The 20,134-nt window shown below is 69.4% G+C and carries 11 protein-coding genes; 7 read left to right on the forward strand and 4 right to left on the reverse strand.

Annotated elements, in window-relative coordinates; genetic code table 11:
• Positions 1–21: 21 nt before the first annotated feature.
• Positions 22–771, reverse strand: coding sequence for a lysophospholipid acyltransferase family protein (locus tag LZ199_RS25420; RefSeq protein ID WP_253996345.1), 750 nt, complete (start codon positions 769–771; stop codon positions 22–24).
• A 113-nt stretch (positions 772–884) separates the two neighbouring features.
• Between LZ199_RS25420 and LZ199_RS25425 the strand changes: the two genes are divergently transcribed.
• The 4 genes from LZ199_RS25425 (at position 885) to LZ199_RS25440 (ending at position 6,101) form a co-directional block, all read left to right on the forward strand.
• On the forward strand, positions 885–1,778 hold the full coding sequence (locus LZ199_RS25425) for a PilZ domain-containing protein (RefSeq protein WP_253996346.1): 894 nt from the start codon (positions 885–887) through the stop codon (positions 1,776–1,778).
• A gap of 188 nt (positions 1,779–1,966) precedes the next feature.
• On the forward strand, positions 1,967–2,788 hold the full coding sequence (locus LZ199_RS25430) for a mechanosensitive ion channel family protein (protein WP_253996347.1): 822 nt from the start codon (positions 1,967–1,969) through the stop codon (positions 2,786–2,788).
• Positions 2,789–2,949: 161 nt separating this feature from the next.
• Positions 2,950–4,218 carry a M12 family metallopeptidase gene (locus tag LZ199_RS25435; RefSeq protein WP_253996348.1) on the forward strand — a complete coding sequence of 423 codons (1,269 nt, stop codon included), beginning with the start codon at positions 2,950–2,952 and terminating at the stop codon, positions 4,216–4,218.
• 137 nt (positions 4,219–4,355) lie between these two features.
• Positions 4,356–6,101 (forward strand): DUF6311 domain-containing protein, encoded by a 1,746-nt coding sequence (locus LZ199_RS25440; protein WP_253996349.1) that lies wholly within the window; start codon positions 4,356–4,358, stop codon positions 6,099–6,101.
• A gap of 12 nt (positions 6,102–6,113) precedes the next feature.
• Here the strand turns inward: LZ199_RS25440 and LZ199_RS25445 are convergent, their stop codons facing one another.
• On the reverse strand, positions 6,114–7,061 hold the full coding sequence (locus LZ199_RS25445) for a hypothetical protein (protein ID WP_253996350.1): 948 nt from the start codon (positions 7,059–7,061) through the stop codon (positions 6,114–6,116).
• 2,218 nt (positions 7,062–9,279) lie between these two features.
• Here LZ199_RS25445 and LZ199_RS25450 point away from each other — a divergent pair.
• From LZ199_RS25450 to LZ199_RS46760, 3 genes are read left to right on the forward strand one after another with little or no spacing between them, the layout of a single operon-like run.
• A complete protein-coding gene (locus LZ199_RS25450) occupies positions 9,280–10,464 on the forward strand; it encodes an HlyD family secretion protein (RefSeq protein ID WP_253996351.1) in 1,185 nt (394 codons plus the stop codon).
• Between the two features lie 3 nt (positions 10,465–10,467).
• Positions 10,468–13,167, forward strand: coding sequence for an ATP-binding cassette domain-containing protein (locus LZ199_RS25455; RefSeq protein ID WP_253996352.1), 2,700 nt, complete (start codon positions 10,468–10,470; stop codon positions 13,165–13,167).
• Complete coding sequence (locus LZ199_RS46760) at positions 13,164–15,353, forward strand: ATP-binding cassette domain-containing protein (protein ID WP_253996353.1); 2,190 nt, start codon at positions 13,164–13,166, stop codon at positions 15,351–15,353. The genes LZ199_RS25455 and LZ199_RS46760 overlap by 4 nt, the downstream gene beginning before the upstream one ends.
• Positions 15,354–15,970: 617 nt before the next feature.
• Here the strand turns inward: LZ199_RS46760 and LZ199_RS25465 are convergent.
• The gene (locus LZ199_RS25465) at positions 15,971–17,770 is read right to left on the reverse strand and encodes a hypothetical protein (protein ID WP_253996354.1); all 1,800 of its coding nucleotides are present in this window, start codon (positions 17,768–17,770) and stop codon (positions 15,971–15,973) included.
• 214 nt (positions 17,771–17,984) lie between these two features.
• Positions 17,985–19,508 (reverse strand): cytochrome-c peroxidase, encoded by a 1,524-nt coding sequence (locus tag LZ199_RS25470; RefSeq protein WP_253996355.1) that lies wholly within the window; start codon positions 19,506–19,508, stop codon positions 17,985–17,987.
• Positions 19,509–20,134 lie beyond the last annotated feature (626 nt).

Here is a 20,134-nt window from a genome sequence, read left to right on the forward strand (position 1 = left end):
CCAGGCCCTGACGTGCGCGGCTCAGCCCGGCGGACGACCCAACCCGTGGGCCTCCGCGAGCCCCCTCAGCCGCTCGACAAGCGCATCCCGGTCCTCGTAGCGCAGGCCCTCCGTGCGAATCGCGGGCAGGAGCTCGACGCGCACCCGCCCCGGACTCACGCGCCACTCGCCATGCGGCAGCACCGCGCGCACGCCGTGGAAGACCATGGGGACGATGGTGGCCCCCGCGCCAATCGCGAGCACGGCCGCGCCCTTCTTGTACGCGCCCAGCGCGCCGTCGGGGCTGCGCCGTCCTTCAATGGACATGTAATAGCTGGCGCCCCGCCGCAGCGCCTCCTGGGCCCGGTCCACCGCGCGCCGCGCCTGCGCGTGCCACCGCCGCACCACCACCGTGGAGCCCTGCGCCAGCGGCACCCACCCCGCGAAGGGCAGCAATGCGAACCCCAGGTTCATGAAGATGAGAGAGGGTCTTGGAAGCGCCGGGGGAGTCACGAACGTCTCGCCCAGGCTGGTCTGGTTCAGTTGAAGGAAGACATACGCGGCATCGTCGTACCGGCCCGCGTTGTGGTCCACCACCTCCACCTCCACGCCGAAGACGCGCCGCGCCCAGAGGCACCACGCACGCATGAGCGCGTCCGACGCGCCCGGACTCACGGGCCCCAAGAGGAGCGCGGGGGTGAGCAGCGGTGGCATCGCGGCGCACGCCGCGCCCCAGCGCAGCATGCTCGTCAGCAGACCCGGGCGAGGAGGGATTGCGCTGGGAACATCCATGCCTCCCGCTATACCAGGGTGCACTCATCACGACAGGGTGGAAGCCGACCTCTCGCGCGGCCTCGCGTGGACATGGCAGGCTGCGAGGAAGTCCAGGCAGGCAGGGGGGCCCCATGGGAAGTCCACGCGTCAACGCGCTCGAGGAATACAAGGTCCTGCTCGGAAGACAGCGGACCCAGCCGCTCGGACCCGATGAAGAACAACGTCTGGAGCTGCTGCGCGACGTGCTCCTGGAGCTGGGCGCGCTGCCTCCCGAGGGCAGTCCCCTCCCCACGCGCCCCGCCCGCGCGGACGCGGTGCTGGAGCTGACGTTCGCCACGCAGGACGACGTGGTGCGCGCGTACAGCAAGAACATCGGCACGGGGGGACTGGCCATCCGGACGACGCGCGCGCTGCCGACGGGCAGCACCCTGGAGCTGCGCATCTCCCTGCCTGACTTGCCCCACCAGGCCCTGCGCGCCCTGGGACAGGTGGTCTGGTCCCGCGAGGACGCCATGGGCGTGGCCTTCTCCCAGCTCCCCCCGGACGCCGAGCGCCGGTTGAAGTCCTTCCTCACGCAGGACGACTCGCTGCTCAAGCGCGTGCGCGGCGTGCTGAAGACAGACGTGATGGAGCTGTTGACCAAGGACGTGCGGGAGCTGGGCAAGGGCCCCACGCCCCAGGCGGCCACCGCCGTGGAGCTGGACACGCGCGTCCCCGTGCTGGTGCGGCTGTCGGACACGCGGCTGATGACGCTCGTCACGGAGCTGTTCCATCAGAAGGGCCTGCGCGTCGTCACGGACAGCGACAAGCCCGCACCCATCATCGTGGTGGACACCGGCTCCGCGCTCGACGTGCTCAGCACCGCGGGCCGCCCGGGCTCGCGCACCGTCATGGTCAACGTGAGCGGACCGGACTCGCTGATGGGCCGGCTGTCCAACCTCAACCCCGCGGCTTTCGTGAAGAATCCGGCCAGCGCCGCCTCGGTGCTGCTCGCGGTGGAGCGCCTGCTGTCAGCGCCCCGCTGACGCGTCAGCGCCCCCGGCTGACGCGTCCACGGGTGTGTCAGCCCCTGGGTCCGCGGCGCCCTCATCGGGAGCGGGGCTTTACATTCGCGGACTTGCTCACGGATTCTTCGCTGGCCCGGCGACTGCACACGTGCACCCGCGAAGCTGGCGCTCCACCCACGTGGACTCCCCGTCACTTCAGGAACGTCATGGACGAAATCATTCTGCAGTTGAAGACCCTGGCTCTCGCGGAGGCCTTCCCCTTCATCCTCAAGGCGGTCGGGGCCCTGGTGTTGTGGTTCGTGGGTCGAGCCGTCATCAACACCTTCCGACGCGTGCTGAACCTCACGCTGCAGAAGCGTCAGTTCGACATCACGCTCATCCGCTACATCGAATCGCTGTTCGCCGGCTCCCTGACCATCCTCCTGCTGCTGGGCATCCTGGGGATGATGGGGTTCGAGACCACGTCGTTCGCCGCGCTGCTGGCCGCCGCGGGCTTCGCCATCGGCACGGCCTGGTCCGGCCTGCTCTCCAACTTCGCGGCGGGCATCTTCCTGCTCGTGCTGCGGCCCTTCCGCGTGGGCGACGAGATTTCCGCCGGAGGCGCGACGGGCATCGTGCAGGAGATTGGCCTGTTCGCCACCACCATCGACACGTCCGACAACCTGCGCGTCTCCGTGGGCAACGGCCGGCTCTTCGGCGAGAACATCATCAACTTCAGCCACCACCCGCACCGCAAGATTGTCGTGAAGGTCCCCCTGGTGCACGGCGGTGACATCCGGGGCCTCATGCAAGCGCTCGAGGAGCGCGTGGCGTTGGTGCCGGAGGTCCAGGCGAAGCCCGCCCCCGGCGTCGAGGTGGCGGAGTTCACCGTGCATGGGCCCGTGCTCGGCATCGGCGTGTTCTGCAAGCCCACCCAGGCCACCGCGGTCCAGGCCGGAGTCGCCGAGGCCGCCGCCGAGATTCTCATGGCCGCCGGCTACATCGTCCCGCCGCAGACCGCCGCCGCGTTGCTCGCCAAGGCGGGCTGACGGCGCAACGGCCCCAGGCCGCACGGCTGCTCCCTGGCTCGGCGTGCCTCGCGCCGAGCCATCGCCGAGCCCCCTCCCCCGCGCCACGCCGTCACACGTCCCACCGCGACACTCCCTCCCACGGGCGGAAAAAGGCATCCCTCCGCCCGGGGAGAGTCACGATGACGGACAAACGCAGACAGAATGCGGGCACGACGCGAGGCAGGAACCGGGCAAAGCCTCGCGTGGCGAAGGCGGAGCCGGCGTCCGGGCCCTCGGTGCGCCGGGGCCGCAAGGCGGCGCCTCGCGCGAGGACGGCGGGGAGGACGGGCCGCGAGTCACCTCGCGAGGCCACCCAGGCCCTGAGCTACGCGTACTGCGCGCTGCCGCGGGTGCCAGAGCGCCCGCTGCCTCCGGACCTGAACGCGCGGCGACTTCGCCTCATCCGCATGAACGAGCAGAAGTGGGCCAATGGCACGGTCCTCCACTACTACTTCTTCGACAAGGCCACGGATGGTGAGGAGGTGCGGCTGGCCAACGGCACCACGCGTTTCGTGCCCTGGACGACCACGGACACCGAGAAGGACGTCGTGCGCGCCGCCTTCGAGCGCTGGACGCAGGTGGGCCTGGGCCTGAAGTTCCAGGAGGTGGCCTCCCGCGACGAGGCCGAGGTGCGCATCGGCTTCATGCGCGACGACGGCGCCTGGTCCTACGTGGGACGGGACATCCTCGCCCAGGGGCCGGACGCGAGGACGATGAACTTCGGCTGGGACCTCACGGAGCACCCGCGCGAAATCGACACGGCCATCCATGAAATCGGCCACACGCTCGGCTTCCCGCACGAGCACCAGAACCCGCACGCGGGCATCGTCTGGGACGAAGAGGCCGTCTACGCCGCGCTGGCCCGTCCTCCCAACAGCTGGAGCCGCGAGACGACGTTCCACAACATCATCCGCAAGATTGCCGCCAGCTCGGTGGAGGGCTCCACCTGGGACCCGGACTCCGTCATGGAGTACCCCTTCCAGCCCGGCCTCATCAAGGAGCCCCTGGAGTACTTCCGCGGCGGCCTCACCCCGAAGGGCGGGCTGTCGGACCAGGACAAGGCATGGGCCCGGACGTTCTACCCGGCCCTGACCGAGCAGGACTACACGGCGCTCCAGCCCTTCCAGTCCGTGCGCCTCCAGCTCAAGCCCGGCCAGCAGCGCAACTTCACCTTCACGCCCCAGGAGACGCGCACGTACGAGCTGCGCACGTTCGGCGTCTCCGACACGGTGATGGTGCTCTTCGAGAAGAGCGCCACGGGGCTGCGCTTCCTCGCCGGCGACGACGACAGCGGCCTGGGCACCAACGCGGCCCTGAAGCTGAAGCTGTTCCGGGGGCGCGAGTACGTGGTCCGGCTGCGGCTGTTCTACGAGGAGCGCGCGGGCGAGTCCGCCATCATGCTGTGGTAAGCACCCGGCCCCCACTCCGCTAGAGTGGGCGGCCCGTCCGTGCACGCCAGGAGCCCCGAGCAGGTGGTGACAACCGCGATTCGCAGTCCGACTTCGGCGCTCCCCGACGTGACGCCCTCCCCGCGCGGAAGCGTCCCTTGAGTCCGGACACACGCTCGGACGTGGAGGGCCTCCGGGCCTGGGTGGCGCCCCTCCTGGCGGCGGCCTTCGGCCTGCTGTGGTACCTGGCGGTGGGCGGTGGCCCCACGCTGAATCCCACCCACCTGGACTGGCTGGGCGGAGACTTCGCGCAGCATGCGCTCGGCTGGATGCACTTCCGCGACGCGCCCTGGGGCTTTCCGCTCGGCGAGACGCCGGGCCTCTTGCGCCCGCTGCCCATGACGGTCGCCCTCTCCGACTCGAACCCGTGGGTGTCGCTCGCGCTCAAGCCCTTCTCGGGCTGGCTGCCCCGGGACTTCCAGTTCATCGGCCCGTGGCTCGCCCTGTGCTTCGTGCTCCAGGGCTGGCTGGGCGCGAAGCTGACGGGCCTCTTCACGCCCAACGTCCTCCAGCGCTTCCTCGGTGGCGCCCTGTTCGTCCTCGCGCCCGTGCTGCTGTACCGGACGGGGCACGACACGCTGTGCGCGCAGTGGCTGCTCACCGGCATGCTCTGGCTGAACCTGCGCCCGCGCACGAGCCCGCGCGACGCCTGGACGTCGCTGGCGTGGGCGCTCCTGCTCAACGCGCTCGCCTCCGGCATCCACCCCTATCTGGAGGTGATGGTCTTCGCCCTCGGCCTGTCCCTGCTCGCCACCGTGACATGGAAGGAGAAGTACCTGTCGCGGCGCGCGGCGGCCCTGGCGCTGGCCGTGCTGTGCGCGGTGCCGGCGACGCTGTTCGTCGCCTTCGGCTACGTGGGCCTGGGCGTGCGCTCGGGCTCCGCGGGCTTCGGCTACTTCAGCTCCGACCTGCTCACCCTGGTCAACCCCATGGGCTGGTCCCGCGTGCTGCCGGGCCTGCCCACCGGGCCCGGCCAGTACGAGGGCTTCGGCTACCTGGGCACGGGGGTCCTCGCCCTCGCCGTGGCGGCGCTCTGGAAGTCTCGGAGCGCGGCTCCCCGGGTGCGCGAGGAGCTGCGCGCCCGGGCTCCGCTCGTCATCGTGCTGTCGCTGCTCGCCCTGCTGGCGTTCTCCTCCGTGCTGACGGTGGCGGGCGTGACGCTGCTGTCGATTCGCAAGGTCGTGGCGCCGCTGCTGCCGCTGTTGAGCCCCTTTCGCGCCTCGGGCCGCTTCATCTGGCCCCTGCACTACGCGGTGCTGACGGGCCTGCTCGCCTTCACCCTGTGGCGCTGGCGCCAGCGGCCCGCCGTGGCCACGGGCCTGCTCCTGGGCGCGGTGCTGCTCCAGGCCCTGGACACCATGGACCTCTGGACGCGCAACCACTTCGCCCCCACGCCCTGGCCCCGGCTCAAGGCGCCCGAGTGGACCCTCATCGACGCGTCCTACCGGCACCTCGTCCTCGTGCCGCCCTACGTGCACCTCTCCGAGTCGCCGTGCGTCAAGAGCGCCTTCGTGGAGCGCGACTATGTGAGCTTCGGGGACCTGGCGTACCTGCGGGGCCTGACGACCAACAGCGGCTACCCGGCCCGGCTCAGCGAGACGCGCGTCACGGAGGTCTGCGAGTCGCTCCTGGCCGACGTCGCCCGGAGCCAGCTCACCTCGGACACGGTGTACGTCGTTGACCCGGCCCGGCTGGAGGCGTTCCAGCGCCTGGGGGACGCCGTCACCTGCGGCACGGTGGAGGGCTTCCACGTCTGCGTCACCCGGCGTGCCGGGGCCTTCCCGGACGCACTCTCCCGCGCCGCACCCTCCCCTCCGGGCACCTCGGGGGACTTGCCCCATTGAGGTGTCCGGCGGCTATGTCGTCGCGTTCACCGCCGCGTTGCGCGCGTTCCCCGCCGCGAGGGCGAACCGCTCGGCGATGGGCACGTAGCCCGGCGTGTTGACGTAGGGCGGCAGCGTCTCCTCGGACGTGCGCTCGTGGCGCATGTTGAGGGGCACCAGGTCCTGGGCGGCACAGGCCAGCCGGACGGCCCGCCAGGACAGCCCCGCCTCTTCCATGACGCGCAGGTAGTCGTCGAGCTGGAGGTTCTTCGCCGCGTTCGCCAGGTAGAGCGGGCGCATGGCCCTGGTCGCGGGCTGCACCGGCCACCAGTCCCGGGCCCGGCGCTGGTACTCCCGCTTCTGCTCGTCCCGCAGGACGACCAGGCGCTCGCGGAACCGGGCCTCATCGTCCAGCAGCCGCTCCAGGGCGGTGCGCCCCATCGTCGCGTAGAACATGTCCGTCGAGTCATCCGACCGGGCCCGCGGCCCGACGAAGTCGACGTAGGCCCGGGTGGCCGCGAGCAGCTCCCGCTCCGCGTCCTCCACCGACGGCACGGCCGGGGAGCGCGTCTCCTCCGGCACCGCCTCGAAGCACTCCTCGGGCTCCTTCACCTTGCCGTCGGGTCCCGGCCACGCGTGGACATGGCGGTACCAGACGTTGCGGTCCGGGAACACGAGCACCAGCTCCGGCAGCCTGGGAAGCGGCGGGGGCGGCGAGTGGAGGACCCAGTCGGCCGGCTCGTGGTACCCGAGCGAGCGGATGGCGACGAGCCCGCGGGCCTTCATCGAGTCGAACCAGGCATCGAAGGAAGGCTCGAAGCCCCCCTCCACCTTGAAGCCCCGAAAGGGCTCTTTCTGTCCGCGCTGGAAGACCCCGGCATACGGGTCCTCGAGCATCAGCGCCCGGAGCTCCAGACCTCGCAGCCGGGCGTTGCCGACAATCGCGGCCTGCCAGGCGTAGAACTGGACATGGAGGGTCATGCGCCCAGCCTAGCGCGCTTCCCCCACGGGAGGCAGCGTCCAGGCGGTTGGCATTGCCCGCAATGACAGTCGCCAGCGGGAACACAACCCCCGCCGGCGACTTACGTCTTATCCGGACACCGTGAGGCGTCCGACGAGAACTAGTTGAGCACGTCCGTCGTGGTCAGGATGGGGCCGGGGAACGGCAGGGTACCGCCACAGCCACGGGGACCGCCACGAACCTTGGTCTTGATCTGCATGATGAGCTCCTGGTGAAGACTGAGTGGAATCTACGAGGAACCGCCGAAGTCGTCTGGTGAAACCAGTCGACTACGGGATCTGCGAGAGGACGTCCGTGGTGCGCACGGGAATCGAGATGACGCCACCACCGCAACCACGGGGACCGCCACGAACCTTGGTCTTGATCTGCATGGGTATTCTCCGAGAGTGAAACGGGGTTGAAGAGAGACGACTACGGAATCTGGCTGATCACGCCGCCCGTGGTGCGCACGGGAATCGAGATGACGCCACCACCGCAACCACGGGGACCGCCACGAACCTTGGTCTTGATCTGCATGGGTATTCTCCGAGAGTGAAACGGGTGAAGGAAACGACTACGGCAGCTGGGTGGCCAGCACGGGGAGCTTGGTGCCGCCGCCGCAACCACGGGGACCGCCACGAACCTTGGTCTTGATCTGCATGGGTATTCTCCGAGCGTGAAACGGGTGGAAGAGACGGCTACGGGATCTGCGTGCGAACCGTGCCGGTCAGCACGGGGAGAGAACCGCCGCAACCACGGGGACCGCCACGAACCTTGGTCTTGATCTGCATGATGTGTACTCCTGGTGAGTGATCGCGATGAAGGAACAACCGGAACCGCCTGGCTTCAGCCAGGAGCGATTACGGGAGGGTGCGGACGATGACGGGAGACAGAACGCCACCACAACCACGGGGACCGCCACGAACCTTGGTCTTGATCTGCATGATGAGCTCCTTGGACAAACCAGCGTTCCAGAATGGAACACCGACCCTACGGACGACACCTGAAAAGGGATCTGCGTGTGCTTGTTTCCTGGACCGCGCGGAACAATAAGCACACCCCCCTGACATTCAAACCCTCGAGCCGCTCGCTGTCTCAACGTCGCCGCTGGATTTCCGTCGCGAACCTGGGCTCACCCGTCCCCTCGAAACCCTCCGCCCGGCTCGCTATTCCCAGACCTCCGGAACTACGCGGCGAGCCTTCCGCCATTGCATGCGATTCGATTCATCGCTTCGCGTCCGGAGTAGAATCATTAAAGACGGGTGTAATCGGCCAGTCAAGTCGTGCCGCGAAGATTGCGACGAAAGTCTTTGTAACCTGACACGCCACAACCCCTCTCAAACCTCGCGAAACAACGACACACGGCGAGAGGGCCCTCCAAATAGAAATCGCCAGCGAGCGATGTTCCGCCCGCTGGCGACCTTGTGTCCATTCCGAGCGGACTTCGCCCGGATGAGGACTACGGGATCTGCGTCAGCACGTCGTCGTAATAGATGCTGATGCCACCGGGACCGCAACCACGGGGACCGCCACGGACCTTGGTCTTGATCTTCATGATGTGCTTTCTCCTGTTGAGACCGCGTTCTCTCCCGGCCGTACAGGGGTGAGCCCATACACACCGGGAGTAGAATCATTAAAAATCGATGAAAAATCGGAGTCAAGCCTTCATCCGAAAAACCTGTCATCCCCTTTAGATCCGCATACTTGTAGATTTCACCCATTTTATTGAAACGAGAGAATGACCCTGGGTCCTGAAATCCCCCAGGTCGGGTATTTCTACAGAGTCCGGGCACGCGGGGCGCCGTGAGACACGCGCCGGGCGGCTCACGGTTCCATCTACGTGGAGGCCGCATCACGCCGCGCGTCGCAATACCTTTAAAACATGTTTTCACGCATGGGTTTGCCCTATCCCTTGAATTGGAATCACCGGCACAACCCTTGACTGGCCGGGGCGGCGCGTCACCGGACAGAGGGCTCCAGGTTCGGGAGGGCTGTGCATTCGTGGAGGAAAGCAAGGCCAGGCGGGAGGGCCCCGGCTCGCGGTGGTGCGCATGAATGGGAGTCGGCCGTCAGCCCGCCGGGTGATGATGGGCGACGGGTCGCCGGCGTCGCGCCGGGGCTGCTCGGGGAGTCGGTCGAACAACGGTGATGAGGTAGGCTTCGTCCATGCGAGTTGGTGAAGGAATGTTCCCGCGCACCATGCGCGCGTTGGTACGGGGACGAGGGCGCTCGGCGCTCTGGTTGTTGCCGGTGGGGTTGTTCATCGTCTGGGGCAGTTGGTTCGTCAGGGCGCGCATCACCGTCTACGAGCCCAGCGTGCAGGCCCGGCTGGAGGTGCACCGGGAGGTCTACGCCGTCGACGCGCCCGTGGAGGGGCGGCTGGTGAAGACGCGGGTGGAGCTGCACCGGCAGGTCACCGCGGGCGAGGTGCTCTTCGAGCTGGCGCATGAGCAGGAGGCGCGCCTGCTCGCGGAAGCCGAGGCCTTGCTCCAGGGCGTGGGGCCGCAGCTGGTGGCGGCGCGCGCGGAGCTGGACGCCGAGCAGAGCGCGCTGCAGTCCCAGCAGGAGCGCGGCGCGGCGGGCGTGGACGAGGCGCGCGCCCGGCTGGCGGAGGCGGAGGCGCTGGCGCGGCGGGCCCTGGAGGAGAAGACGAGCACCGAGCAGCTCTTCTCACGGCAGCTGGTGAGCGAGTCGGAGTGGAGCCGGGTGCGCACGGAGCTGGAGCGGGCGCAGGCGGTGGAGCAGGCCACGCGCGCGGCGCTGGCGCGCGTGAAGATGGACGGCACCATGCTGACCACCGAGCGGCGCATCCGCGTCGCGGCGCTGCGGCGGCAGATAGCGGAGCTGGAGTCCGGGGAGAACGTGGCGCGCGCCTCCGTGGAGCGGCTGCGCGACGAACTGGAGCGCCGGGTGGTGAAGGCGCCCGCGGACGGCATCCTCGGGGAGACCAGCTCGGTGCGCGTCGGCACGCAGGTGAGGGCCGGGGACCGCATCGCCACCGTCGTCGCGGGGGGGGACGTGCGCGTCGTCGCGCAGCTGTCCCCCGCCACGGCCCTGGGCCGCGTGCGCGCCGGCCAGCGGGCGCGGATGAAGCTGGAGGGCTTCTCCTGGACGGAGTTCGGCATGGTGCGAGCCACGGTGGTGGCGGTGGCGAGCGAGGCCCGCGACGGGCTGGTGCGCGTGGAGCTGTCCGTGGACGAGATGCCGGTGGGAATCCCGATGGAGCACGGGCTGCCGGGCACGGTGGACATCGCCGTGGAGGAGGCCACGCCGCTGCGGCTGGTGCTGCGGGCGCTGGGCCGGGGCCTGGAGGCGCCCGCGCGCTCGCGCCCGCTGCCGCCGCGCACGCCCCGGGAGCTGGAGATGTCGAGGGGTGGGAACTGAGCCATGGCGAGCACACGCAAGCTGCTCATTCCCGAGGTCATCCAGACCTCAGCCATGGACTGCGGTCCGGCGGCGCTGAAGGCGCTGTTCGACGGCTTCGGAGTGTCGGTCAGCTACGGCCGTCTGCGCGAGGCCTGCCAGACGGACATCGACGGGACGTCCATCGACGTGCTGGAGGAGCTGGCCGGCAAGCTGGGCCTGGACGCCACCCAGGTCGTCCTCCCCCTGGACCAGGTGCTCCTGCCGGAGACGAAGGCGCTGCCCGCGCTCGCGGTGGTGCGCCTGGCCGACAGCAACCTGCACTTCATCGTCATCTGGCGACGGTGGGGCAACCTGGTGCAGATCATGGACCCCGCGCTGGGACGGCGCTGGGTGTCCGTGAACGAGCTGATGGACCGGCTCTATGTCCACGCCCTGCCCGTCCCCGCCGAGGGCTTCCGGGAGTGGGCCGGCACGGAGGAGTTCCTCGCGGGCATGCGCCTGCGGCTGGGAGCGCTCGCCGACAAGGCGCTCTCGGAGCGGCTGCTCGCGGAGGCCCTGGCGGACGAGACATGGAAGGGCGTGGCCTGCCTGGACGCGGCGACGCGGCTGGTGCAGACGCTGGTGGACGGTGGCGGTGTCCAGCGGGGTGAGGCCTCCTCCCGCTTCCTGGAGCAGCTGTTGCGCGAGGTGCGCATCGCGCTCGAGGAGGGGCGCGCGGAGACGGTCATCCCCTCCTCCTACTGGACGGCGGTGGGGCCCGCCGACGCGGAGGAGGTCACCCTGCGCGGCGTGGTGGGCATCCTCGCCCGGGGAAAGAAGACGGAGCGCGGCGAGGACGAGCCACCCCTGTCCGCGGAGCTCCAGGCGGCCCTGAGCGAGCCTCCAACACGGCCGCTGAGGGAGCTGGTGGCGCTGATGCGCAAGGACGGCGTGCTGGCGCCCTCCGTGCTCGCGGCCATCGCCCTGACGGCCGCCGTGGGCGGTTTCCTGGAGGCGCTCCTGCTGCGCGGCATCATCGACGCGGGGCGCTACCTCACCACCCAGGAGCAGCGGCTGGCGGGCATCGTGACGCTGCTGGTGCTGATGGGGATGCTCTTCTCCATGGAGCTGCCCCTGTCGCAGGGGACGCTGCGGCTGGGCCGGCGGCTGGAGGTGCGCCTGCGGCTGGCGTTCCTCGACAAGATTCCCCGCCTGGGAGACCGCTACTTCAAGAGCCGGCTGGTCTCCGACATGGCGCAGCGCTGCCACGGCATCCACCAGGTGCGCAGCGTGCCGACCATGGCGGTGGGCGTGCTGCGTGCCACCTCGGAGCTGCTCGTCACGCTGGCCGGCCTGACGTGGCTGGCCCCTGGAAGCGCCCCGCTCATCATCATCGGCGGTGGACTGGCGCTCGCCGTCCCGCTGCTGGCCCAGCGCTCGCTCCTGGAGGCGGACCGGCGGATGCGCGACTTCGACGGCGTGCTGTCGCGCTTCTACCTGGACGCCATGCGCGGGGCGGTGGCGCTGCGGGCCCACCGCGCGGAGCTGACGCTGCGCCGGGCTCATGAAGAGCCGTTGCACGAGTTCGTCCGCGCCGCGCGCACGCTGCTAGGCCGGGGCATCATCACCGACACCATCGCCACCATGGTCGCCACGGGCGGCTCGGTGGCCATCGTCCTGCATGCCGTGTCCCAGGGCATCCAGCCGGGGGCGGTGCTGCTGCTCGTCTACTGGGCGCTCGCGGTGGCCACCCTGGGCAAGCAGCTCGCGGACGCGCTGCGCCAGTACCCCGCCGCGTCGTCGCTCACCGCGCGCCTGATGGAGCCATTGCTGACGCCCGACGAGGTGGGCGCGGGGCTGGAGACGGCCGCGGACGTGGACGCCAGGACCGCGACGGGAGGCGTGGGCTTCAAGCTCCAGCAGGTGGAGGTGAAGGCCGCGGGCTTCACGGTGCTGCAGGGCATCGACATGACGGTGAAGCCCGGGGAGCACGTGGCCATCGTCGGCCCCTCGGGGGCGGGCAAGTCGTCCCTGGTGGGCATCCTCCTGGGCTGGCACCGGCCGTCGTCGGGGCGGGTGGAGGTGGACGGCGCGCCGCTGGAGGGCCAGGTGCTGGCGCGGCTGCGGCGGCAGACGGCCTGGGTGGAGCCCGACGTGACGCTGTGGAACAAGTCGCTGGTGGACAACCTGGCGTACGGCGTGGAGACAGCGGACGTGCTGCCTCGCGTGGGCCAGGCCCTGCGCTCCGCGGACCTCATCGAGTTCCTGGACAAGCTCCCCCATGGCCTTCAGACGAAGCTGGGCGAGGGCGGCAGCCTGTTGTCCGGCGGCCAGGGGCAGCGGGTGCGCCTGGGCCGGGCGCTGCTGCGTCCCGGGGTGCGGCTGGCCATCTTCGACGAGCCGTTCCGCGGCCTGGAGAGAGACCGGAGGGCGGCGCTGCTGGAGCGCTCCCGCGCGGAGCTGGCCGGCGCCACGATGCTGTGCATCATGCATGACATCTCGGAGACGCTGACGTTCGACCGGGTGCTCGTCATCAAGGGCGGGCAGCTGGTGGAGGACGACCATCCGAAGCGGCTCGCCCAGCGCGAGGACTCCGTGTACCGCTCGCTGCTCGACGAGGAGGAGCAGATGCGTCGGGACCTGACGGGCCACGGCGGCTGGCGGCGCATGGTGCTGGACCACGGGCTGCTCAACGAAGAGCCCGCCAGCGAAGCGAAGGCGTCGCGGAAGGGGGCGGCGTGAGCGGCGTGGCGAAGGAGTCGACCCGGAGCAAGGCGGGGCCGCTGGCGGGCCGGGCCTGGCCGATGAAGCGGGGCGCGGAGGCGCTGGAGGCGCTGGCGCGCCGGGTGGGCCTGCCCCTGCCGCGCACCTCGGCGAAGCTGATGGGCGCGGCGCCGGAGGACCCGAACCGGCTGGGCGAGTGGCTGGACGCGGCGGCCCAGGCCCAGGGGCTGGAGCTGGACCTGCACTACACGCGTCATGGCGAGGTGGCGAAGGCCATCCAGCGCGCCGCGCCCGCGCTGCTGGACGTCTTCACCCCCGAGGGCATCCAGGTCGTCGCGCTGCTGCGTGTGTCGGCGTCCGGCGCGACGGCGCGCGTGCTCACGCCCGACGAGACGGTCCGCGACGTCCCCATGGACGAGCTGACCGCCGCCGTGCAGGCGCTCGTCGAGGGCACGCAGGGGAACACCGTGGACAAGGTGCTCGCGGGGACGGGGCTGCGTGAGCCGCACCGGACGCTCGCCCGCCGCGCGCTCCTGGGCGCGCAGCTGGCCAACACGCACCTGGTCGCCGCGCGCACGCTGCGCCTGCCACCCGGAGCCAGGCTGCTCCACCACCTGAAGGCGCTGTCGGCTCCGCCCCGCATCATGCTCCTCCTGGTGCTGGCGGTGCTCATCCAGGTCTGCGTGCTCGCGGGCTGGTGGCTGATTGGCCAGGGGGCCTTCGAGGGGCAGCTGGACCAGGGCTGGCTGTGGGCCTGGGCGCTGATGGGCCTGACGGCGGTGCCGCTGCAGGCGGCGCTGGCGTGGACACAGGGCACGCTGGCGCTGGACCTCTCCGCGCTCTTGCGCCGGCGGCTGCTGGCCGGAGCGCTCTCGCTGCCGGTGGACGAGGCGCGCCGGGGCGGCATCGGCGAGTACGTGGGGAGGACCTTCGAGAGCGCTGGCATGGAGCAGATGGTGCTGGCCGGCAGCTTCACCAGCCTGCTCGCGGTGGTGGACCTGACGCTGGCGGCCAGCGTCACCCTGTCCGGTCCCGCGGGCTGGCTGGGGCTTGCGGCGCTGCTGGTGTTCTGCGCGCTGCTGGGCGTGCTCATCGCCCGGCAGACGGCGCTGTTCCGGGGCTGGACGGAGGCGCGCGTGGTGATGACGCACGCGCTCATCGAGCGGATGCTCGGCCACCGCACCCGGCTGGCGCAGGAGCAGCCGTCGCGCTGGCACGAGGAGGAGGACCAGGAGGTGGCCCGCTACTCGGATGCCTCCGAGCGCTGGGACTCGGGCACCGCGCGAATCATGACGCTCGCGCGCCGGGGTGTGTTGCCGGTGGCCATCATCGCCACGCTGCCGAACGTGCTGGCCGGCGCCTCCACCGCGAGCATCGCGGTGGGCGTGGGCGCGGCGCTGCTGGGGGCGCGCGCGGTGATGTCCCTGGCGGTGGGCGCGCTGGCGCTCATCGGCTCGCGCGTGCTGTTCACCGGCGTGCGCCCCATGTTGGACGCGGCCCGGCTCGCCGGCGCCGTGGGCGCGACGAAGGACGGCGAGGACGGCGTGCCCCAGGTGGCGCCGCTCGCCTCTACCGAGGCACCGTCGAAGAGCCAGGCGCTGCTCGAGGTGCGCGACGTGTACTTCAAGCACCCGACCTCGCCGCGCGCGGTGCTGGAGGGGGCCTCGCTGTCCATCCGCCCCGGAGAGCGCGTGCTGCTGGAGGGGCCGTCCGGCTCCGGCAAGTCCACCCTCGCCTCCATCCTCACGGGCCTGCGGCGCCAGGGCTCCGGCGTGGTGCTGCTGCGCGGCCTGGACATGTCCACGTGGACACCGGACGGCTGGGGCGCGCAGATAGCGGGCGCGCCCCAGTTCCACGAGAACCACGTGGTCTCCGGCACGCTGGCCATGAACCTGCTCCTGGGCCGCTCCTGGCCTCACACGCAGGACGACATGAAGCTGGCGCGGGAGCTGTGCGAGGAGCTGGGGCTCGGGGACCTGCTGCAGCGCATGCCCGCCGGAATCCTGCAGATGGTGGGCGAGCGCGGCTGGCAGCTCTCACACGGGGAGCAGAGCCGCATCTTCGTCGCGCGCGCCCTGCTCCAGCGCGTCCAGGTGGTGGTGCTCGACGAGGCGTTCGGCGCGTTGGACCCGGTGACGATGCGCAAGGTGATGAACTGCGTCAACGCGCGGGCGCCCACGCTCATCGTCATCGCCCACCCCTGACGCGAGGCCTCGCCCGTGGGGCCGTCCAGGTCCCCGGGCGGGCGCTGCCGTCGCGGCGCGCCACATCCCGGAAATGACAACGGTCGCCAGCAGGCGGAAGCTCCGCCCACTGACGACCGAAGGACCAGCCATCAGCAATGAATCACAGCTCGGCGTACTCGATGCTGATGCCGCCGGGACCGCAACCACGGGGACCGCCACGAACCTTGGTCTTGATCTTCATGTGCTTGCTCCTGGTGTGAGTCGTGAAGCTGCGTCAGGGAGAACTACTCCAGCACTTCGTAGCTGACACCACCGGGGCCACATCCGCGAGGACCACCACGAATCTTGGTCTTGATCTTCATGTGCTTGCTCCTGGTGTGATGTTGAGATTTTCAGCTACGAGACTTCTCAGACGGCGAGGACGCCACCGCAGGCACGGGGACCGCCACGAACCTTGGTCTTGATCTGCATGTGCTCGCTCCTGGTTTTCGGGACAGCGACACCAGATGCGACAGTCACGACAACTGCCGCATCGGCGCTCACCGATATAAGTCGGTGAAACAAGTGAGTCAAGCTACCCGGACCTGAAACATGGATGAATGTTCCCAGGCCCGGGAGTGAAACGTTGCGTCATTTCAAGCAGCGACAGCGCGGGGCGTTCCGGGCGTGATTTTGACGGCCGACACATTGCTTTCGATGCCCACCCCCAGCTCCTCGCGAAAGACATCCAGCAGGTAGGGCAGCACGCCAATGGTGGCGAAACGCAGCCGGTGGTGGATGGAGAGGTCCAGGTTGGTGAAGTGCCGGTCCGGATGCTCTCGCTGGAGCAGCGCGTTCACCTCGCGCTGGACGTTCTCCAGCGTGCCCAGGGCGGAGCGTTCGATGGTGAGGTAGTCAGCCAGCGCCTCGACGACGGCGTCGATGAGCTCGGGACGTGAGCCCTCGGGCACCGGCGCGCGCTCGCGGAACAGCGTGCGCAGCGCTTCCACCGTCTGGGCGTGCATCGCGTCCTTCGGCGGAGAGAAGACGTCGCTGATGTTCTGCAGCTTCTCCTCGCTGAAGCCACGCAGGCCGCGCTGGGCGCGGTCATACATCTCCACGTAGCGGGCCTTGGCCCACTCCCGCTGCACCAACGTGTTCTGCCGGGTGGGGAGGATGACCTTCCAGTCCTTCTCGATGCGCTGGCGCAGCCGACCCCAGCCACTGTCCGCCGGGGCTTCGGCCTGCAGCACCGCGTCACGGATGCGCTCGTAGGTGGCGCACATGTGAGCCCACAGGGTGAACTGGAGCGAGTAGAGCTGCAGCCCGCGCAGGCCGTAGTCGATGGCGGCGGGAATCGCCTCCAGCCACGACGGCTCCGGCAGCGGCTCGCCCGCCATGGGCTTGCCGTCCAGCATCGTCGCGAAGAACTCGTCGACCATGTGCGGCGGGCCCGCGCAGACGCCACGCGTGGACAGGAAGTGGTTGTCGCGCTCCGTCAGGTGCAGCAGCGACGCCGGGTTGATGGGCGTCTCGTACGGCATGGGCTGCTCGGGCAGGAACATCAGGTAGATGCTCACCATGCGCACGCCGTCGGTGACGCGGAACACCGAGGACAGCACCGGGTCCAGCGTCCCGTTGGGGATGGGGTCCTTGCCGCGCAGCAGCATCGACGACGGCAACGCCAGCACCGCGCAGCTGAACGCGTGCAAGTCACCGATGCGCCACTGGCCGTCCGGCAGCAGCGGATAGCGCTTCAGGAACGCGTCGCGCAGGATGAGCATCGCCTGGAGCGTGGGCTTCCAGTGCTTGGACATGGACTTCAGCGCCGTCACGTTCATCAGCGCGTCGTCCTTGAAGCGGCTGCCTGGGTACGGGCACATGCGCCACTCCGTCTCCATCCGCATGCGCATGGAGTCCGGGAAGACGTTGTTCTCGCCGATGTGCCGCCCCTCGGCATCCAGCGCCGCGTGCGCCGCGCGGTGCACGGGCAGCATCGCCTCCAGGAAGCCGAACTCCATGGGCCGGCCCACCAGCTTCTGCAGCACCCCTTCCGTGTCGGGGTTCCACCACAGGGCCTCCGTGGGCGCGGGCCTGCGGGCCTCCGACTCCATCACCATCTTGTGGTAGTCGGTCTCCTGCGACAGCTTCGGCGCCTCGCGCGACAGGATGTTCTCCGCGAGCAGCTGCTCGAGCAGCTCCTTGATGCGCTCCCAGGGATACGGCTCGCCGTTGCTCCAGCGCGTGGCCATGGCCGCCATGAACTGGTCCTGCTTGAGCAGGTTCTCACCGAAGGAGTGCAGGTCCGCCTCCTCGATGGAGATCTCCTTGAGCCCGTAATAGATGCGCAGCTCGTTCGTGCCCTCGGGCGTCTGGACGTACTCACTCATGAAGCGGCGCCGCATGGGCAGGTACAGCGTCTCATGCGGGTCGATGGGCACGGCTTGCTCACTCATGCGACAACTCCTGGGAGGAACCTGTTGTTCAGACCTGACACCGAGGCCAGGAACTCTTCCACGGGGCCCCCGGACCATCAAGCGAGCCCCGGGAGCCGAGACTTCCATCCATTCTCGCGCGAGCCCTGACATCCCGCGCAAAAGGACAGAGCCACCTGGGGGGCTTGACGTGCCCCTCGGGTGGCTCTGATTCAGCACCAGCGTGGAGCCGGGCCTAGCGGCAGGCGCCGCGGCCACCGCGGCCCGTGGCGGGCAGCGTCTCGCGGTTGGGGAACGGCAGCTCCGGGTGGTCGAACGGCGCGCGGTACGTGTAGACGCGGCAGTCGGTGAGCGCGTTGGAGAGGAAGTCCACCAGCGCGGAACGGTCGCTCGCGCTGAAGACGCGCTCCTTGATGTCGAGCGACTTCTCCGGGTTGTTGAAGTCACCCCCGCGCGCGTAGAAGTCCACCACGTCGTCGAGCGTGGGGTAGCCGCCGTTGTGGAAGTACGGCGCCGTCAGGCCCACGTTGCGCAGGGTGGGCGTCTTGAACGCGCCCATGTCGAACGGGGACTGGCTGATGGAGTTGGGCACGCCGCCGAAGATGCCCAGGTCGCCGCGCGCCAGGTCGTCGTCGGTGGGGCGCACGCCGATGTTGTGGAAGCCCGTGTCGCCGCCGTCGCGGTTGAGCGGACCGGCGATTTCGTACCAGCTCATGGTGGCGTCGGACAGCATGGCGCCGGTGTGGCAGTTGACGCATTCGCCCTTGCCGACGAAGACGTTGAGGCCCTTGAGCTGCTTGTTCGTCAGCGCGCCCAGGTTGCCCTGCAGGAAGCTGTCGAAGGGCGTCTGGTCCGGGATGAGCGTGGCCTGGTAGGCCTGGAGCGCCTCGCCCCAGATGAGCGAGAAGGCGTTGACGGAGATGTTGGCCAGCGCGTCGCCGAAGGCCTCGCGGATGAGCTGGTCATACGTGCACGGCGCGCCGTTGCAGAGGAGGCCCGGACCGGTGGGGTTGGCCAGGTGACCCAGCACGCTGTCCGTGGTGGAGACGCGCTGGTGCTGCATCGGCTGGCGCACGGCCAGCTTGGCGCCCAGGCTGCCGGGGCCGAGCAGGTTGCGGCCCGAGCACGACTGCTCGGAGAAGTTCGTCACGGGGCCGGTGGCCTGGGACGCGAGCGACGCGTTCTCCATGCGCGCCAGGAAGCCCTGGGTGTTGTTGCCGGTGAAGCCCCAGATGTTCACGCCGTTGAAGAAGTGGTTGGCCTCGCCGCCCCAGAACTGGTTGCGGTAGAAGCCGGAGCCCAGGACGGTCGGGCTGTGACGCGGGCCCACCAGCCGGTGCTCGTGGAACGGGACGTCGGGCAGCAACAGACAGGAGTCCGCCGCGACGGAGGGGTCCGGGTTCAGCCCCAGGAACAGCGCGCGCAGCGGACCCTGGGAGCCGATGCGGTCATCGCTGGTGATCTTCGCCAGGGTGAACGTCTCGCCGGGGCCGGAGATGCTGTCGAAGACGTTGTCGACGCCCGGGTGCACGGTGTTGACGCGACGGTCATCCGCGCCGCCGGCGAAGTGACAGCTCGCGCACGCCGTCTGGCCGTCGCCGCTCGTCTGGATATCCCAGAAGAAGACCTTGCCCAGACGGATGGCCGCGGCCTTGTTGATGATGCGGCTGCCCACCACCTGCGGCACCGGCTCATGGGACAGCGGCCGCAGCGAGGACGCCGCCACGCGGTCGAGCAGCGCCTTCGCGTCGACGCCCACCTCTTCCGTTTCCACAGGAGCGGGCTTGAGAGGCTCGGCCTGTCCCGCCGGCTCACATGCCGAGAGGGATACCGCGAGAACAGACGAGAAAAGGCCGCGATTGAGCAGACGGACACCGCGGGACAACGACGAACGAGCCATGGGAATGCCCCCTTCTCAGAGCGTCAGGACCTGTATGAGGTTGGTGGAATCACCTGTGTCTCCGGTCTGACAGATAGTTTTATACCGGCTCCGCATTATTCCTGTCCAGGCGGCCTCGACCCAGGGCCCACCTTCCAGTCTCAACGTAAAAGCAGCGTTGTCCGCCCTTGGCCGGGAGAACAGACCTAGCAAGGAGGGCGCACAAAGCCCGATGGCGCGACTTGTCCAAATTCGCGGCCTCCACCATCTTGACAATGATTCTTGGAATCGGAATCACCCCATACCAAGACATGCCCGGGAACGCACCACACGCATGGGATGTGTCAATGTCACGCTCGGTCAATACGCTGTAGCATGAAACGATACATTCAACTCGGAGCTGTGACTGCACACGTTACAGAGGGGCGCGGGCGCATGGCTCAATTCCTTGCTGATACAGAGGAGGCGAGACATGCCGACAGGCGCTGGCCTGCGGGGTGCAAGGG

The organism is Myxococcus qinghaiensis, from assembly GCF_024198215.1.
GTDB lineage: Bacteria > Myxococcota > Myxococcia > Myxococcales > Myxococcaceae > Myxococcus > Myxococcus qinghaiensis.

Bases quoted from the DNA above. Each gene is read 5' to 3' on its own strand.
- LZ199_RS25435 (WP_253996348.1), top strand. From the start codon at position 2,950: ATGACGGACAAACGCAGACAGAATGCGGGCACGACGCGAGGCAGGAAC.
- LZ199_RS25450 (WP_253996351.1), top strand. From the start codon at position 9,280: ATGCGCGCGTTGGTACGGGGACGAGGGCGCTCGGCGCTCTGGTTGTTG.
- LZ199_RS25420 (WP_253996345.1), bottom strand. From the start codon at position 771: ATGGATGTTCCCAGCGCAATCCCTCCTCGCCCGGGTCTGCTGACGAGC.
- LZ199_RS25425 (WP_253996346.1), top strand. From the start codon at position 885: ATGGGAAGTCCACGCGTCAACGCGCTCGAGGAATACAAGGTCCTGCTC.
- LZ199_RS25465 (WP_253996354.1), bottom strand. From the start codon at position 17,770: ATGAGTGAGCAAGCCGTGCCCATCGACCCGCATGAGACGCTGTACCTG.
- LZ199_RS25455 (WP_253996352.1), top strand. From the start codon at position 10,468: ATGGCGAGCACACGCAAGCTGCTCATTCCCGAGGTCATCCAGACCTCA.
- LZ199_RS25430 (WP_253996347.1), top strand. From the start codon at position 1,967: ATGGACGAAATCATTCTGCAGTTGAAGACCCTGGCTCTCGCGGAGGCC.
- LZ199_RS25445 (WP_253996350.1), bottom strand. From the start codon at position 7,061: ATGACCCTCCATGTCCAGTTCTACGCCTGGCAGGCCGCGATTGTCGGC.